Annotated in this window: 9 protein-coding genes; 1 reads left to right on the forward strand and 8 read right to left on the reverse strand. The window is 43.0% G+C overall.

What is annotated here, in order from left to right; genetic code table 11:
- Positions 1-18: 18 nt before the first annotated feature.
- On the reverse strand, positions 19-1,512 hold the full coding sequence (locus ACRD64_RS04970) for a sulfatase family protein (protein ID WP_430932118.1): 1,494 nt from the start codon (positions 1,510-1,512) through the stop codon (positions 19-21).
- Between the two features lie 868 nt (positions 1,513-2,380).
- Between ACRD64_RS04970 and ACRD64_RS04975 the strand changes: the two genes are divergently transcribed.
- Positions 2,381-4,054 carry a hypothetical protein gene (locus ACRD64_RS04975; protein ID WP_430932119.1) on the forward strand — a complete coding sequence of 558 codons (1,674 nt, stop codon included), beginning with the start codon at positions 2,381-2,383 and terminating at the stop codon, positions 4,052-4,054.
- A gap of 424 nt (positions 4,055-4,478) precedes the next feature.
- On the opposite strand, the gene ACRD64_RS04980 is transcribed toward ACRD64_RS04975, so the two are convergent.
- The 7 genes from ACRD64_RS04980 to ACRD64_RS05010 form a co-directional block, all read right to left on the reverse strand.
- Positions 4,479-6,074: a sulfatase family protein gene (locus tag ACRD64_RS04980; RefSeq protein WP_430932120.1), complete on the reverse strand. Its 1,596-nt coding sequence runs from the start codon at positions 6,072-6,074 to the stop codon at positions 4,479-4,481.
- A 151-nt stretch (positions 6,075-6,225) separates the two neighbouring features.
- On the reverse strand, positions 6,226-8,685 hold the full coding sequence (locus tag ACRD64_RS04985) for a glycosyl hydrolase family 95 catalytic domain-containing protein (RefSeq protein ID WP_430932121.1): 2,460 nt from the start codon (positions 8,683-8,685) through the stop codon (positions 6,226-6,228).
- A 32-nt stretch (positions 8,686-8,717) separates the two neighbouring features.
- A complete protein-coding gene (locus tag ACRD64_RS04990) occupies positions 8,718-10,274 on the reverse strand; it encodes a sulfatase (protein WP_430932122.1) in 1,557 nt (518 codons plus the stop codon).
- Between the two features lie 89 nt (positions 10,275-10,363).
- Positions 10,364-11,833 (reverse strand): sulfatase family protein, encoded by a 1,470-nt coding sequence (locus tag ACRD64_RS04995; protein ID WP_430932123.1) that lies wholly within the window; start codon positions 11,831-11,833, stop codon positions 10,364-10,366.
- Between the two features lie 15 nt (positions 11,834-11,848).
- Positions 11,849-13,885 carry a LamG domain-containing protein gene (locus ACRD64_RS05000; RefSeq protein ID WP_430932124.1) on the reverse strand — a complete coding sequence of 679 codons (2,037 nt, stop codon included), beginning with the start codon at positions 13,883-13,885 and terminating at the stop codon, positions 11,849-11,851.
- Between the two features lie 107 nt (positions 13,886-13,992).
- Positions 13,993-16,455: a glycoside hydrolase family 95 protein gene (locus tag ACRD64_RS05005; RefSeq protein WP_430932125.1), complete on the reverse strand. Its 2,463-nt coding sequence runs from the start codon at positions 16,453-16,455 to the stop codon at positions 13,993-13,995.
- Between the two features lie 22 nt (positions 16,456-16,477).
- Complete coding sequence (locus ACRD64_RS05010) at positions 16,478-18,523, reverse strand: glycoside hydrolase family 31 protein (protein ID WP_430932127.1); 2,046 nt, start codon at positions 18,521-18,523, stop codon at positions 16,478-16,480.
- Between the last annotated feature and the right edge of the window lie 35 nt (positions 18,524-18,558).

An 18,558-nucleotide genomic window follows, 5' to 3' on the forward strand; every position in this document is an offset into this window, starting at 1 on the left:
AATGCTTCTTTAAGTGTCTTAATTGTTTTGAATGGTTTCTAGCCCTTCGTCACGCATTTCCCTCCATTGGGCAATCATTTCCTGCTTCATGTTTTCAACAATATCGTTATGTTCATTGGCAATGTTGTTTGTCTGTGCAGGGTCAGTGTTCATGTTGTATAATTCAAATTTCACTGGATCGTTTTTAGCTATCCATTGTTTTAAATCCAACGAATCAGTTTTTTCGGGTAACCAGCCAATCAGTGTATAATTGTCTTTTCGCATTGCCACTTGTGGCATTCTGAAATAGGTGTCTTCGTGGTTTGGATAGAACCAGATAGGCGAAGCAACGCGGTCAACCTTCTTGTTCAGAAATGCGTTAAATGCATTTGACCCGTCAATGTTTCGGTTGGTTGGAACGGGTATCTCTACCAATTGGCATATCGTAGGCAAAATATCACAACCGTTAAAAAGTTCACGGCTTGTTGTCCCTTCCGGGATCACGCCCGGAAACCGAACAATTCCGGGAACGCGGTGGCCACCTTCGTACGGAAAGCGTTTCATGCCTCGCAACTCACCCGGTGTGCCAAAGCATTTGTCACGGATGGGGTCATCCCAGTTACCCAGAGACTCTTCTGTGGTTACGGGCGCTTCCGGCCCGTTGTCGCTCGTGAAAAGCACCAGGGTATTTTCTTTTAACTCTAATTCTTCGAGGGTATGCATCAGCCTGCCAAAGGCATCGTCAAGCTGATTAACCGTCCCGTAGTATTCTTTTTTGTACTCCGAAATATCTTTTTGGGGCCGCGCCACTCGTCCGTATTTCATGCCTTTTTCCAGCTTGTTCACTTTCGCATTGTCATACTTCGCGCTGTATTCTATGGGCGGAGCTATCGGTGTATGTGGTTCGTGCGAACATACATACATAAAAAACGGTTTTTCTTTGTCACGTTTGCTTTTCAGCCATTCTCGGGCATCGTCCACAATCACATCGCAGTACCAGCCTTCCACTTCGCCTACTGGCTCTCCGTTTTTAATGAATTTTTTATAGTTTTTAGGTCCGCCAAAAGCATTCAGGGTGGTACCCATCCAGTAGTCAAAACCCTGTTCGCTGGGTCCGGGGTGGCTGTATCTGTTTTTCTCCAGGGTTGAAAGGTGCCACTTTCCCCAGAAAGCAGTTTCGTAGCCGTGTTCGTGAAGGAGCTCCGCAATGGTAACTTCCTGTTCTTTAAGGTAGGTTTTTTTGCCATGAATGTAGAAGAATCCGCTACGGTATGGGTTTCGGCCGGTTAACAATGCTGCCCGGGATGGGGAACACACGGTACCTCCCGAATGGCAATCGGTCATACGCACGCCTTCTGTAGCCAGCATATCGATGTTGGGTGTTTTAATAATCGGGTTGCCATAACATCCCAGGTCGCCGTAGCCCAAATCATCGGCCAGAAAGACGATAATATTTGGAGGATTCGCTTCTTTTTTGCATCCTCCTGTCATGATAAGACTGCCCAGGATCAGTAATACAAACAAATTTTTCATATGCTTAAATAAACTAATTATTCATTTTTACGGGATCTTAAATACTGCTCCCCGATTTATTTACTTCCGCGTCAATTTTCACCTTGGTAGAAACTGCCTAAATTTTTAGGATAAGATTGCCCGTCTAGCAAAATCTATATTCATCCTGAATTAAATCACCATACAGTTTAGTGCTGCAGATAAGACTAGCGTAGATGACTTAATCTAATATCGTGGTTAAGCGCAATATAAGCTGCAAGATATTCCAATTATTTGTTCCCAGTTGCAATATGTTACAACAATTATTCTTTTTAATGTAAATTTCAAAAGTAGATTATATTTTATTAAAATGCAACTTTTTAAGCTGATTCAAAATACTTAATAAAATACTGGGAGAATCAGTATATTTTGTTCTTTTCAAGGTTTAAATTTTATAAAACAGAAAATAAATATTTCTTGCGATGTGGTACTTTACTATACGCTATTTCTAAAGGTTCATATATTATAAAATAGCAACCCAAAAGTATTGGTAGGTGGATCCTTTGTTCCATTTATACAGCAAGGTAAATATGAAAATTACGTGTATAGCTGTTTGCAAATGCAACCATAGCGGCTGGTATATAACAGCTAATAATTTGAGTTTGTAATATTGTTTTAATATCTTTGATAAAATAAATAACAAGCATTGATTTGGAATGACAATACAAATAACTAACTGTTTTTTGAGCCAGCGGATTATGTAAAAAAACAAATGCCTTGCTATTATAAACCATACCAGCTTAGATAAGCTGACTTAATCTGGTAATTCTTACAGAACCATGTGATTACTTCACCTTACAGACGTAATACTAATTACACTTGATAAATAATATTTAATACATTTTAATATATGAAAACAACAAAAGATAAAAGAGACATTATATTTAAATCCTTAATTGTCTGTACCCTTGCGTTACTTTTTATCCCGCCTGTTTCGGCTCAGGATATTCTGATAAAGGACACGGGAATACAAAAAGGAAATGTGGGAGGTTATCTGATTACGCGAACCCAAAAAGTGGACGAGTCGTTTAATGCCGGTTATTCCATGTATGCTATGGCTTATCCGTTACTGAAGGAATATCCCGGAAGGGATTTCCAAACGGGATTGTTTGGGACCTGGATGTTCCCGCAGAATGACGAGCCTTTACCTGTGGAAAAACTGTATACGGATATTGAAGGAGGACTTGGCTGGTGGCGCGATACAGAATATGCCACAAAAACACCAAAATTTATTATGGGTGGGGTTCAGTTAAATTTCGTTGGATGGGCAAATGGTACAGGAGCCGGCAAAGGAAGAGACTGGGATAATCCGAAAGGAAAATATGGTGTGGCGCAATTAAGTCCCTGGGTATTGTGGCCACCCGACGGACTGAACCTGAAGCAAGGCACAAGCAATAAATTATTTGGGAACGGCTATTTGCCTTTGCCGCTTACCGAAGCGAAAGCGAAGACAGCAGGGAAAGATATTTCTACCGGAAATCAGTCCTGGACCTTATTTTTAAACACTAAAAATTTCAAGGGGCCTATAACATTCTTCACTCCATATTTCTGGTCTGCGGCATCCGTCGACGATGCTCGTGTAGAAGGGCTGTTTCTGGATCAACGTCCCTCGAAGGCGAACAAACAGTATCAGATGGAAACGCAGCACATTCATTCGGTGCAAGCCGTCGATTCAAAAGGGGTACACTATGCGCGCATGGCGCCAACACGTTATCCGGTAGGTTCCGATGGCAATACCGAATTATTGCATCGCCTGATGGTGTACAATAAAAAAGCGCTGTGGGATGATGTGGAAGCCTGGTTTAAAGGGGGAAAGCCAGCAGACAGTAAAATTAAAGTGGAAGGCGCTACCATGCAGAAATTTCAAAAAGGCATCAGATCTAACTGGAAATTTTACGGTGATAATATTCCGAAAGAAAAGCGTGCTTTAATGAATATAACATCGTATCTCGATCCTAATGTAACCGACGATGCCACCTTAAGGGTTCGCTGGGATGGTGATTTGGTAACAAAAACCGTGGAAAACGGACAAACATTAGTAACACTTCCGGAATACTACAAACTGGTAAAAGAAGAAAACGACGAGGTTGGCAAGTGGATTGCTGTAGCTCCCGAAGAAGTGCCCGCAGAAACCGGATTGCAAAAGGTTAGCTTTAGCCGGGCGTACGAAGGTGGTTCGAAAACCTATGTAACGCCAGAAGACCAAGAGAGTTGCTGGAAGACTCCAGGACCGGCAGCCGGCCCGTTTAAGGCTAAACTGGGCGATGGGAGTACGGTCACCTACTACTGGTACCGCTTTGCCGACCAGCCTGCCTTGCTCAATGCTGATTTGAGCAAAGCCGAACGCGAAGAAATGCAACGCCGTGTAGAGCTGCTGCACAAAAACTGGACGAAAGAACGCGAATACCTCCCTGCCCCATTGATTGGCGAACTGGCAGAATTAGATCCTGCCTTACTGGTTACGCCTCCTAAAGGAATGGAAATTGGTTATGTACCTATCGTTACCCGTCAGGGAATCGAGTAAGCTTCATCGTCAGCTGCCAGATTAACCGCGATCTGACATTAAGGAATCTGAAAAATTCCTTAATGTTGGCAGGCATCAGCGTATCGAGGTAATCCCGAATTAGATGTAGTATAATGACAATTTTGGGATTAATTTAAAAGCTACTTCTCAATTTTCCTTGATCGAATATTGAGAAGTAGCTTTTTTAGGATATCCACTAAGCGAGTTCCGTAAGATTTGATAACCTCGCGAACTGTGCCGATCTGTGATCGGTATCCCGGTTAATTACGCGGAATTATTATTGCTTGGTGCATACGTCTTTTGCTTATTACAAAAAAGCCCTGTAAATTAAAATTTACAAGACTTTATCGCTTATCGTTTGCAGCTTCGGGAATTCTATTCAAACCCCCAACGCTGATTATGCTTTTGATAAGGTGCTTTTCTTCTATTTCGCATGTTGCATGCCCAATTCCTTGACTTTCTCAACTCCAAGCGGCTGTCTGTTTTTGGGGGCACTACGGCCATTTGATTTTAGGTTCTCAAGTAAATCCTGAAGTTCCTTTCGTTTATTAGCTTCTGTAAAATACAGGTTGGTCTTTTCCCCCGGATCCTTTGTGAGATTATATAGCTGACCGGTTGCATCAACTTCTTTCTCCGGCAAAGCATATTTTTCAAGTAAATCACTTTTATAATTATTCCCTCCGGAGCCTTTATGGTCAAGATACTTCCAGTTTCCCTGGCGGATCTGGAATTCGCCGCGAAAACTCTGGGTCAGCATATATGGCCTGATGGATTTATTTTTGTCTTCGGTTCCGAGCATGGCCGGTAACATATCAAAACTATCAGTAGCATCTTCGTATTTTAGTTTATAACCGACAATAGAAGCAGTTGTGGCAAAAATATCAGTAGTATTGGTCATCTGATCAGACACCAAACCCTTTGGGAATACTCCCGGCCAACGAACGATAAAAGGCACCCGGTGACCTCCTTCCCAGGCATCCCGTTTCATCCCTCTCCAGCCTCCTGACGCATCATGATTGTGATCCTGACGCATCCAGTCTACATGAACAATTTCCGCCCCGTTATCCGCATTAAACATTATGATGGTATTATCATCTATATCCATTTCTTTTAGCATATCCATAACGCGCCCAACAATAACATCCAGTTCCCTTACAAAATCGCCACGAGGGCCTGCATCCGTGATCCCGTTAAACTCTGGGGCCGGGAGTACAGGGGCATGAGCAATCTGCGTTGACAAAACTGCAAAAAACGGTTTCTCTGGTGTGTTTTTTCTATGTTCTGTTATAAACTCGCGGGTTTTCTTATAAAACATCAAATCCGCTTCCATAAAATTATATCCCGGAGCCATCCAGCCCTCATCATTATCCCAACGCCACTTGCCACCCGGATTGGGTAAGTTATCTTGTTTGTGTCTTTGGCTGGCCGGAACAGGAACCATACCATTTTCTATGTATACATATAGCGGATCTGTGCAGGGACAATTGGGTGTAATAAATGATTCGTCGAAACCTCTTGCATTTGGGCCATCAATCAAGGGAGTACTTTTTTCGTAATCAATAAGTAAGGCATTTTTATAGCCCCCCCCTAGTCTTTTATTATCCTTGTCGAACCAGGAAAGCCCGACATGCCATTTCCCAAAAACACCTGTTCTGTACCCTTTGGTTTGTAACATTTCTGCAATCGTGAGCGTTCCGGGTTTCAAATAACTTGGTCCTCCGGGGCCTTCAAAGGCTCCTCCGCCCCTTCCGGTAGAACGGTATATTTGCTGTCCGGAGTAAAGCCCATATCGGGAAGGGGAACAGATTGTGGACGGGCTGTGGGCATCCGTAAACATGACCCCTTCCTTAGCCATTTTATCCAGGTTAGGGGTTTTATAGGCCGCTTTATCATTGTAACACGAAAGATCACCATATCCCAGATCGTCGGCATAAATAATGATGATATTTGGCAGTTCCTGGGCGTATAAACCAACAGTACCTGCTATCCAACCCAACAGTACAATCAATAATTTAATCATAGTCTTTTTTTTATATTTTATCCGTAAAACTGATTTTATCACTTCAATATTTTCTCCTACAATAAATATTTAAACGCAACGCGGAGGATATCATTATCGTAAACACAGCTTGTGCTTTTTCTGGCATTGCTGTCAATTGTTTCGTATGGGTCTAACGGAGATCCATATTAAGCGTAATTATTTTTCCTTCTTCGAGAGAAACATTCCGGCTATCTTTATCCCCGGTTTCACCTATCTTAGAATTTCCTTCCGTTACTGCAATATGCGCTATGTCCGATGGCATAACAAGCTTTATCGTTTGATCTTTAGCTGACAACAGGCTTACATTTAAAGTCTTATCATCCCATGACAGGCTTTTTACCTCTACCTGGCCTCGACACAACACCCCTTCTATTGATCCCTTCGGAAATTTTTCCGATAGAGCAGGTAACAAATATAATTTTCCGGGTTCGCTGGCCACTAGCATTTTAATAATTACTGCCGGCATGCCACCGCTGATGTCCATATTAAACAAGGAGCGGTGATTGTGCATGGAAGCCAGGTTGTTCAACCAAAACCTGTTTACAAGATGCTGCAGACATTCATAAGCCAGTTCGCCTTCTCCCAGGCTAGTAGCAGCTTGGCCCAGTTGCACCAGACCAAAGGACATAAATCCCCGCTTGTTGCCCCTCCAATGCTTGTCGAGTTTATATTCAATACTTTTCTTAAACGCATCTTGCAACGCCTTGCTTTGCTCTATCTCTTTGGAAATTCCATCGTACAGGGGATAAAGCTGGGAAGAGTGTCTGTGATCGTCATTATTCTCAAGTTTCGGTGTTAACCACTCTTTTATGATACCGTCATCCGTAATCATATATGGCGGCATTTTTTCAAGCATGGTTGTCCAAAGTGGAATTTTATCGGCATTTACGCCCAACTCTTTGGATACAGAAATAACGTTGGTTAAAAGTTCCTTTGCCGCTGCCACATCCATGGTGGCATTAAAAGTTCCCTGTGAATCAATATTCTTAGGCGTATTTTCTGGTGATTGGGTGGGAGAAAAAACATATATCCCATCCTTATTTTCATATAGATAATCTTCGAAAAAAAGTGCGGCTTTTTCCATAAAGGGCAAGCCATGTTTAACCATAAATTCCTGATCTCCCGTGTACAGATAATAGTCATAAAAAAAATGTGCCGCCCATGCTGCACCGGCGACCCAGAAACCACCTGCAAATCTAGCATTGAGGGCATTATTGTAGGCATGTGTTGTTGACCTGGAGGGCAAAACTATACCTCTGGAGTTAAAAATGTGCTTGGCGTTAATTTCCATATACGGAACAATGGACTCCATGTATGAAATGTAAGCCATCATGAGTTCCGGCATGTTACCCATTAAAAGGCTGGCGATAGCAGAGGGGACATTACCGTTATGCGTAAAGTCACTGGCCCAGCCAGGAACATAGGTGCCGCCCCAAACTCCTTGTAGGGTTGGTGGTAACTCTCCAATACATGAAATAATATTGTACCTTGCTGCATCGAACTCTTTTTCGAGTAAGGCCATGTTCATATGATCACTTGTCGATTTTTCTATCAGTTTCTCGGTTGTAAGCAGGTGATCTTTTCCTCCTCCCAGCTCAAGCTTCATCCGGTTGAACATTTCGCCATGTATTTTAGCATGACGCTCAAGCAACGTTTGGTAATCAGGATTTAAACCAGACATAAAACCCTTCATCTCTTCCACCTCTGATTTTGCGGCATCATAAATCATTACAAGATCGAACAAAACAAGAACTTTTTCCGCACCTTTAACCTCTATTGCCTCACTGCTTTCTATCAATTCGCCGTTATGCTGAACTACTTTTGCTATACTTTCCATGGCGTGAATACTTCCGGGGTAGGCTTTTGTAAAACTGTTTTTATACGTTATCGTATTGTTGTTAACCGTTTTTACAATATCGCTAACATGATTCTCAAAAACCTTGTAAGATTTTCCGATTGTCTTTAGATCCAGGTTATCACTTGGTTTTCTGGGATTAAGGCTTAAATTAAAATCAACAGCGCCAGCAGGGCCGGTAATTAACAACACGGCTATTCCATCAGCTCTTGAAACAAACATTTTTCGTTCAAAAACCCCTCTGTCATCGCTCCAGTGAACAGTCGCTTCGCCCGTCTTAAAATCAACCGAACGCATATAGTCGTTCACTTCCCCTTCGGCTTTCATCTGCAGATTCACGTCAAATGCAGGCACAAAAGGATCCGGATACATAAAACCCTCCTGCCCGGACAGATTGAATGCCAGTTCGGTAGCTTGTTTGTACAATCCTCTGTCTATAAGATTTCGAATTTCAAATAGCATGTGCGAATTATCGGGTGGTACCGTTGGTGCTCCTTGCGGAAGAAACAATCTTTCGTGGCTGAAAATAATAGTTTCCTCCAGGGGGCGGCTCAGGATATTAACCCCAATGGTTCCGTTTCCGCAAATCAATCCCTCTTCCCAGGTTTTTGCAGGTAGCGAACTGATAAAACCCCGTTCGGGTACTTTTAGCTTTTTCGATTTGCCGGCCGCATCCAATGAAATTAAAGTGTTTACGAGGTATAATATTCCAAAAAATAAATATGCTGACTTCATGATTTTATAATTTAATTGTTACGCGATATTTACTAATTCCAATAATTTTCAATTAAATATTTTGTGTCTTTTCCATGTTTTAACCAATCCTGGTATTCCTCTCTGGATTTAAAAGGAGGATAATGATGCGGCATTAGTTTTAACGAAGTGATTTTCAACGGAGCAGGATTGGACGGTATATGTTGCTTCAATTCTTCTTTGATGTGATGATAAGCTGGATTTTTTGCCAGATTAAACCACTCTTCTTCATCTTCCATTTGATTATACAACTCCTCGCTTCCATCAATGTATTGAATATATCTCCAGTTTTGGGTGCTAATGGCAAATTCACTGAAATTATAGGATGTAATTGCGGGATATTCCCATTCACTCTTTGGATTTTTGAGTAGAGGAATCAAGCTATGTCCGTCGAGGTCATGTCGTGCTGGCAATCCACATAAAGTGCCAAGTGTTGGATAAATATCCAGCAATGAAACTGTACGATGGCATTTGGTTCCATTTTCTGAACCTTCAGGTAACCCCGGGCATCCTTGAGGCGCTTTGATCATCAGCACTGAACGGGCGGTATTTCTCCATAGTGCAAACTTTCTCCAATGCTCTTTTTCCCCCAACTGCCAGCCATGATCCGACCATAACACAACAATTGTATTCTCGGCATACTTGCTATTTTCGAGCTGGGTAAGAAGTCGACCCAACATCGCATCGCAAAATGCAATGGAGGCGAGATAGCCCTGAACTGCCTGTTTCCATAGGCCGGCTTCAAGAATGTGTTTATGGTAGTTCCCCCCTCTATGTACTATATCCATTGCCCTGTCGCTCACATCATCCAGATCATTTTCCATAGTTTTTGGCAACTGAATTGAATCCAGGGGAAACATGTCAAAATATTTTTTCGGCACATACCAGGGAACATGAGGACGATATATACCACAGGCAAGAAAGAAAGGTTTTTCATGGTTTTTTCTTAATTGGTCGGAAACCCATGTCACACTCTTGTAGTCTGCCATTAAGGAATCTTCAATATCCAGGGCGGCCCAGTCAAACATTTTATACATGTTCTCAAAGGCAGGCATATTGATGGTGCCTGATTCCGCTTTTTCAGGGATATATTCATCCGGCATGTTTTTCTTTTGCGATGGCCAGTATTCATCCCAACAAGTTGTATCAACCATATGGTAATGATAGATTTTCCCTGCTCCGGCCGAGTAATATCCATTATTCCGGAAATATTTACCCATGGATGTGTAGTCGGTGATAACCTCCCTCCAGTCCTGATAATTTGAATATACTCCGGATGTATGTGGCGCTAATCCAGACATAATAGAAGTGCGGGAAGGATTGCACGCAGGGCTTGCGCAATATGCATTGGTAAATAAAACCGATTTATCGGATAAGCGTTGGAGATTCGGAGTAATTGCCTGTGGATGACCTCCAAGGGGTTCAATCCAATCGTTCAAATCATCCAAGGAAATAAAGAGGACGTTTGGTTTTTCCGCCGGTTGGCGGCTACATCCGCTCGCGAAAAAAAATAAAATTATTGCAATTCCTAAAATAAAACGAACTCTGTTTTTTCTGCATTTACATATCATAACTACCTATTAATAAAATAACTAAAAGTTAAAGGCTATAAATCGGTTAATCTGTCGCATCATTTGCGATAAGTATTTCGGCTTTTCCTCTAGTTTTTTATATATTCTAATAATCGATTTAACTCTATTACTTTTTCAGGGTATTTATCCCATAAATCTGACCGTTCAAAAGGGTCGTTTGTTAAGTTATATAGCTGACCAACAACGAGTAAAGAATCGGCATGAGCACGATCTTTACCAGAGCCAGAACCTTTTGTCCCCTGTATTAGCTTCCAGTCTCCCTGCTGAATGGCGAACACCCCGTTGCCCGAATGAAATACCCGGGGGCGCATCTTATTCTCCCTCGTCGTGCCTCCTAGTAACGCAGGTAGGACATTATAGCTGTCTTCTGCAGTATTAGCCGGCAATTCCACATCGTGAAGGGCCGCAAAAGTAGCCATCATATCGGTAAGGCTAAATACCTCATCGCTTTTGGTTCCCGGTTTAATTCTTCCCGGCCATTTTGCAATAAACGGGACTCGGTGTCCTCCATCCCAAATCTGAGATTTATATCCTTTAAATTCGCCTGCCGATTTATGTCCGTTGGCTCCTTTCCTGGGGCCATTGTCACTGGTAACAATAATCAAGGTATTATCATCCAACCCATATTCTTCTAGTGCTTCGGTTATCTGTCCGACGCACCAGTCGACCAAAGCAACCAGGTCTCCTCTGGCACCTTCTTCTGTTTTACCTTTCATAAAATCAGGAACCATCCAGGGGATGTGAGGTGACGACGGGACGAAATACAGGAAAAAGGGATCATCAGGATGATTGGTTTGATGGTTTGCTATATAATCCACTGCTTTCTCTGTTAATCTTACATCAACGTCTTCCTGCGACCAGTCCGAAGCCATTAGCCCTTTTACTACTCCTGGCCTTGCATCCATTTCTTCCGGAATCATTACATTAGGTATAGATATGGTTTTTTTGTTCTCGATAAAACAATATGGAGGGTCACTCGTAGAGCATCCGGCTGTGCCAAAAAAATAATCAAATCCACGTTCTATTGGTCCTCCGATAACAGGTTTCGTAAAGTCAACATTATCCTCCTCGTCATATGAGGCAGGCCTGCCATCCTTTGTATTCCAAGTCATCCCCACATGCCATTTGCCAATGCAAGCCGTTTTGTAACCTTCGTTCTTTAACATTGAAGCAATGGTCATTCGTTCTTCCTCTATCAAAGGGGTATCTCCATAAAAATCGGCCAATACCCATTCTTTTAGCCTGGTTCGCCAGCAATATCGGCCCGTAAGCAGGCCATAGCGCGTAGGAGTGCACAGTGATGATGGCGTATGTACATGGGTAAACATCAATCCCTCGGTGGCTAATTTGTCCATGTTTGCGGTTTGTATTTTTGAATCCTGGTTATACGAACCCACATCACCGTAACCCATATCATCCGCCATGATAAAAACAATATTAGGCTTATCATCTCTTTCACGGGTGCAACCAATATTTAAAGAGATTATGCATAACACCAGTAATGCACTTATATTTGTCGAGGTTAACTTTATTGGCATACTATTTTTGGGTTTTTACTTGGGATGTATAGTAATATTCACGGATTCCTTTTTTTCCAGAAAAAGGAAAACGACAAGCTTATCAGCTTCAAGTTCATGAACTATGCTTGTTTTTGCTTCTTTTAATGGTTTGCCGTTCAGCATAACAGCAGCTTTATCTGCATTCCAGTTTTTAATAATAAAAGCAGGATTACAAATCGGATTCTGTTGACTCCCTGCCAGGCAGAGTTCAAGTTTCTGTGTTTTTGTGTATTTACTTTCCAACCGGTAGCATTTTTCGCTCTTATCATAGCCATTGGAGACATAATCTCCGCCTTTAACGGAAATTTCAGGAGCATAAGCCCAGGAACGGCCAAAACTTATCAGTTCATGCATGTTCATATCGTTCATGCCATACAGACCAAACCAGAACAGGCGGTTTCCCTTTTTGTGAATAACCGGATCGGAACACGGGGAACTCATAAAATGACTGGGACGGTCCACGGTTTTAGCCCACCTGCCATCACTTCGTGCCTGATTCACCGGAAAATGATTATATCCTCCGTTAATCCATCTTACGCTCATCCGATTTCCGGGCTCAAAACAGATATAGGGTTTATTTTTAGCTTTAAAATTAAATTGCTGAATAGTATTATCCCCCTTCCAGTTAGTGGGCTTCTTATTTTCATCTACCGAAACAGGGCAGGTATAATAATCATAGTCTGCAACGGTCACATAATTATCTTTCACGACCTCTTCGCTTCGCTGACCGGGCTGCGTAAGCGGCAGCGATTCCTGTAACTGTACCGGATGCCCGGCACTGCCTTTGTTCCACGAAACTTTTCTAATGGCCGAACCATCAGGATAGATGTAATAATACTCATCTACCCAACACTCCCAGCCGGTTTTAGGGTCGGGCTTCCAGGTGTGGTCGTGAGCACTCACAGGAGCATAGCGCCAATGAACTACTGCTCTGGCTTCTGTATTTTCGATGATTCTCACGTGTGAGAAACGACAGTGTCGGTCCTGCATATGTTCGAAACAACCTTCAATATCATTTTTTCCGTTGCCCCAGGTTTCGAGGCTCTGATCGGCCATCCAGTTTTCATTTTCCGAAACCCAGCAAGGACCATACCTGATTCCCCGCCAGAAAATAAACTTAACAGGATTATTTTCAAAACATACCACAATATCCGGATCCTGATCAACAGGCCAGAGAAGATCCCACCCCGGGTAATAGTTCAGCTTTGTGTAAAATGCCCCAAAACGATTGGGGTTATTTTCAACTACAGGTAGTCTTCGTACCTCAATATCAGGATCAACTATCTCATATTTTATAAAATTGCCCTTGATATGGTCAGCAGTTAATGCCGTATCAAATATTTTAATTTCATCAATAATACCATCCAATCCGTAATAAGCCGGGATTGTTCCCCAGGTCCGGATTGTGTTGCTTGGTCTTAAAGGCTCCGGCACCATTCCAAGGATACAATTTGTTTTTTTAGGAAAAGTTATCGAGCCTTCAATCTTCCTTGAGGACACAAGTTCACCGTTTACATATAGTTTAATATCCTTTTGTGCGGTATAAACACCGGTGATGTGCATCCATTTGCGGAGTGGTATGGTCACATGGGCGCTCGTAGTGGACATCCATTTTTCGCTAATGGCGGTTTCAAAAGAAACTTGTCCGTGAGGGCCAATCAGAAGACGATAACCCTTTACTTCGTTGGATTCGGTAGTAACTACCGGACACCAATTCAATGGATATTCGCCCAAAGCAACCCATGCCTCTATGGTTAGTTTGGAGCCTGGTTCTTGAATATATTTTTCCTTACGGACAATTCTTGTAGTAAATCCATCAAGCCTTAATCCCTGACCTTTTATTCCCGGTGCGGTTGCGAAATTTCCTTCCAGGGTATCGGCGATACCACTTTCAGCTTCAATGACGGTCCTGTTTTTTATTTCGCTAAAATCCCAGGATGATATAGGAACAGCATCCTGTGCAACCGATGCTAACTGAATCAGGACTGTAAGAAAAAATGACAATATTCCGCTTTTCATTAAAATTCGCATAATCAAGTTTTAAGATATACGTGATAAAAACAAAACCTATTGAAGTTGCTGTCAATAGGTTTTGTTGTTTTTTTAATCACTTTTGTGGCTCGGCCGATTCGGAGTACCTACTTCCTTACAACCTTGTACAATCCTCCTTTTACGGTTTTGAATTCAATAGAACCATCTGCTTTGGTTTTTGTAGCAACCCGTTTCCCGTCTTTGGTTATTGTAAATTTTCCTCCGGCATCAATCCTGCAGATGTTTCCTGATTTTGACAGGACGTCCACTGATGAAACCTTGTTGTTTTGCCATTTCATATTCAGCTCGAAACCTCCACGGGCACATACGCCGTCAAATGCGCCTTCTTTCCATTCGTCGGGAAGAGCGGGCAGCAAGTCGATTACACCTTCGTGGGATTGAACCAACATTTCGGTGATACCGGCCGAAGCACCCATTGTACCGTCAATTTGAAGTGGGGTGCCGCACTTGGCAAAGAATTGAGGATAGCATTGTTCTTTCAAATAGCCCTTGAATATTTTATTGGCGCGGTTGCCATCGTAAAGGCGTGCCCAAAGCGCCATTTTCCACACACGTGACCATCCCGAAGCTCCGTCGCCGCGAAGTTCCAGAACTTTCTTGACCCCATCAATATATTCCGGTGTGCGTTTGGCTGATATCACATTTCCGGGATACAAACCGTATAAATGCGAGTTGTGGCGGTGATTGGGCTCCATTTGTTCGAAATCTTCGGTCCACTCCTGCAAGGTGCCGTCTCTTCCAATTTGAGGTGGCGCCAACCTACCACGGGCAGCGGATACTTTGTCCGCAAAATCAGTATTTAACCCCAATGTTTTTTCTGTTTCAAGGTAATAACCAAACAAATCCGTAAGAATCTGAATATCGATGGATGCTCCGTAGCAAATGGTTGTGAAATACCAGAAACCGGTTACTTCATCGAAAAAGTATTCATATCCGGGGCCTTTGGGAGGATTCTCAGGTGAGGTGGACGGGTTGGTTACCAGGTATTTTCCCTGTGGGTCTTCAATCAAGAAGTCGAGGAAAAACTGCACAGCACCTTTCATCAACGGATAAATTTCTTCCAGGTATTCCTTGTCCTGATTAAACATGTAATGCTCGTACAACTGGTTGGTTAACCACGCACCTCCCACGGTGAATGTCCCCCAGCATGGTCCGTCCATAGGTGCAGCAACGCGCCATAAATCGGTATTTTGGTGGAATACCCAACCACGCGCTCCGTAATGTTCTTTTGCCACCTTTGCACCCTCGTCGGTTAATTCCTTCACCATGGTAATCAGTGGCTCCATTAGTTCCGGCAGGTTTCCGGTTTCGGCGTGCCAGTAATTCATTTCGGTATTGATGTTGGTGGTGTATTTGGAATCCCAGGCAGGGTTGACTTTGTCGTTCCAGATTCCTTGCAGATTGGCAGGTTGCGTTCCTTCTCTCGACGAACCTATTAAGGCATAACGTCCGAAGTTGTAACAAAGTGCGGCAAGGTTAGGGTCCGAATTGTCCACATTTTCCAGCATTCTTTTATCAGTAGGTTTAAACGATTGTTCTGTTGTTGGAAGCTCCAACTTAACACGCTCAAAATATTTCTGATAATCAACTACTGCGGCATCTCTCATCTCTTTGTAGGATTTGCCTTCCACTTGCTTCAGGTAGTTTTTTACACGTGCCACCTGGTCAGCACTCACGTCTTTGTAGTTTACAAAGTTGGTGGCAGCGGCAATGACAAAGGTAACGGCATCGGCATTTTCAACGATTATATAATCGTTTTCCGTTTTTATCCTTCCTCCTTCGTGTAAGGCTTTTAGTTCTGTACGGTGCTTGAGTTTCCCTTCAACCCCCAAATAATCGGTCGATTTTCCATTTACGGTTAGTCCGTTTTGGCCAACCATATCCATGGTAAAATAATCGGTCCCGTAGTTTGAGTGGGACATATTGCGCACGCCACGGAGCTGCGCTTTAAAAGTCAGGCTCCCGGGCTTATCGGCAGTCATATGCACCAAAACAACCTGGTCAGGCTCCGAAGTAAGCACCTCGCGATGAAAAGTTACGGTACCAACGGTATATTCCACACTAGTGATCCCTGTTTCCAGATCGAGCCAACGTTTATAGTCAGCTACGGTTTCTTCCGTCTGGTTGTCGAACATCAGCACCAGATTGGCTAGTGGCTGGTATTTTTGTTGTTCAACGGGGTAGCCCATCAGTTTGCGGCCAAAAAGTTTGTGTCCTTTAATGGGTTCACCTTCAAAAATAAGCCGCTGAATTTCGGGCAAGGCCTCAGCACCCCCTTTTACAACCGTGGAGTAAGGCCCTCCCGACCAATAAGTATCTTCGTTAAGCTGAACGGTTTCTTCGCCATATTTACCGAATGCCATGGCACCCAAACGTCCGTTTCCAACCGGAAGTGCTTCTTCCCATTGTTTTGCCGGGCTATCGTACCACAACAAAGTTGCCGGGTCGAATTTCTTTTCGTCGATTTGAGATGGAATATCCACCTTTTGAGCGAACAGGCCTAAAGAAAATCCGGTTGTCAGAAATGCTAATGCTATTAATGTTTTCATGGTTGTTGATTTACGCGTTGATTTAATTCAGCTTAAAATCCAGATCGTTTCTTGTAAATACCGGAATATTTTCAATGCTTACTTTCACCTGGATGGTTTGCCCCCCTTTATATGTTTTTCCAGATAAGGCATCTTTCCATTTGGAGCCTTCGGGCAGATATAACGATCTGGATGTTGCACCCGCATCGGTAACCGGGGCAACCAAGATATCAGGTCCAAACATGTATTGGTCTTCGATGGTATAACAGGTTTCATCTTTAGGGAAATCGAAGAATAGGGGTCGCATAACGGGTGTTCCTTTTTCTGAAGCAATGTCCATGTGTTTTTGGATGTAAGGGCGCAATCTCTCGCGAACATGCAGATAGTGCGTCATTATTTCCTGTGCTTTGTCTCCAAAACTCCAGACTTCATTGGGCGAGCCTGTGTGGGTAATCTGCCCTTCTAAAAGAACCCTTGGCGAATTGAAACCATGAATGCGCATTACCGGGCAAAAAGTACCATATTGGAACCAACGTAGAAGTACTTCTTTGTATTCGTCAGATTCAGGTTTTCCGTAAAAACCACCAATGTCGGTATTCCACCATGGAATTCCACACAAGCCAATGTTTAATCCTGCTTTAATCTGTCTTTTTAAAGTTGGGAAATCACCTGAAATATCGCCCGACCATAGCAAAGTGCCAAACCTCTGACTGCCAATCCATCCGCTACGGATAAGGTTAATGATTTCGGTTTGCCCACTTTCTATTTGCCCGTCGTAAATAGTCTTGGCAAAATAGTATGGGTAAAGGCACGAAACCTCTTCGCCATTGCCAAGATAGTACCTAATATTGTTGTACTCAAGCGGTTCGATCTCGGGTTCGGCTTCATCCATCCAGAACATGCGTACACCCAGGTCCCAGTAATTTTTTTTGAGTTTTGTCCAAAGGGCTTTTCGCGCTCCCGGATGCGTTACGTCAAGATAGGTAAGATCGTCGTTTGCCTGGAGAAAAAGATTTACTCCGTGTTCCGGGCGAATGGTGAAATTATTTTTTTTGAACTCGGTATAATTCTCGCTGTTTTCGGCCAATGTGGGCCACACCGATACCAGCAATTTAATCCCCAGGCTGTCCAATTCCTGAATCATGGCTTTGGGATCTGGCCACAGTTCCTCGTTAAATTTCCAGTCCCCGGTAACCGGCCAGTGGTAGAAATCGGCAACGATAACCGAAAGAGGGAGGTTGCGTTTTTTGTATTCGCGAGCCACTGAAAGCAAATCGTCCTGCGAATAATAGCGGAGCTTCGATTGCCAGAAACCCGTTGCGTACTCAGGCATCTTAGGCGATTTTCCGGTGAGGTCTGCGTAGTGGGAGACCAGATCGGAAGGGGTATCGCCGGGAAATATCACATAATCGATTTGTTTGGTGTATTCCGCAAAAAAACTGGTGTGTGTTTTGGATAATTCTGCACGGCCAACGGCTGGATTATTCCATATAAAACCATAGCCTTTACTCGAAAGTAAAAAGGGAATTGAAATCTGCGTGTTTTTTTGTGCCAGCTCCAAAACCGTTCCTTTCAGATCGAGGCAATCGTTGGGGTATTGTCCCATACCATACAGATGTTCGTCTTTTTCTGCATCGAAAGTCACTTTAGTTTTAAAATGGTCGCTTCCTTTGCTTTCCCATTGCCTTGCAAATTGAGGATGATGGTGGTGAATAGCTTCACGCAAAAGCACTTCGCCTTTGTCGTTTAAATAGGTAATTCTTCCTTTACGTGCCTGAATCTCAGCCCTGATTTTACCATTCTTAACTACCGCTTTGGATTTTTCAATGGTTATTTCAAGTTGAACATCGGGTTGAGGTAACAGGTTCCAATCTTCGTCGGTAATCCTCAGACTTTTGGAGCCTCTAAAACGCAGGGCATCCGGACCAAAAGCATCCATCCAATACAGCTCACCTTCGTCTTCCCACTGAAGGCGATTGGCAAATTTTGTAAACGGACCGGCTTTTTCCTGTGCGAAGATGTTTCCTGGTGCAATGAATAAAATCGCAATTGCTAAAGTGAGTACTATGCTTATTCTATTAGTTTTCATTTTTGCTGTTTTTTCAAGTAAAAATTAGTTTTTCA

It is taken from the genome of Saccharicrinis sp. 156 (assembly GCF_050589685.1).
Taxonomy (GTDB): Bacteria; Bacteroidota; Bacteroidia; order Bacteroidales; family Marinilabiliaceae; genus Saccharicrinis.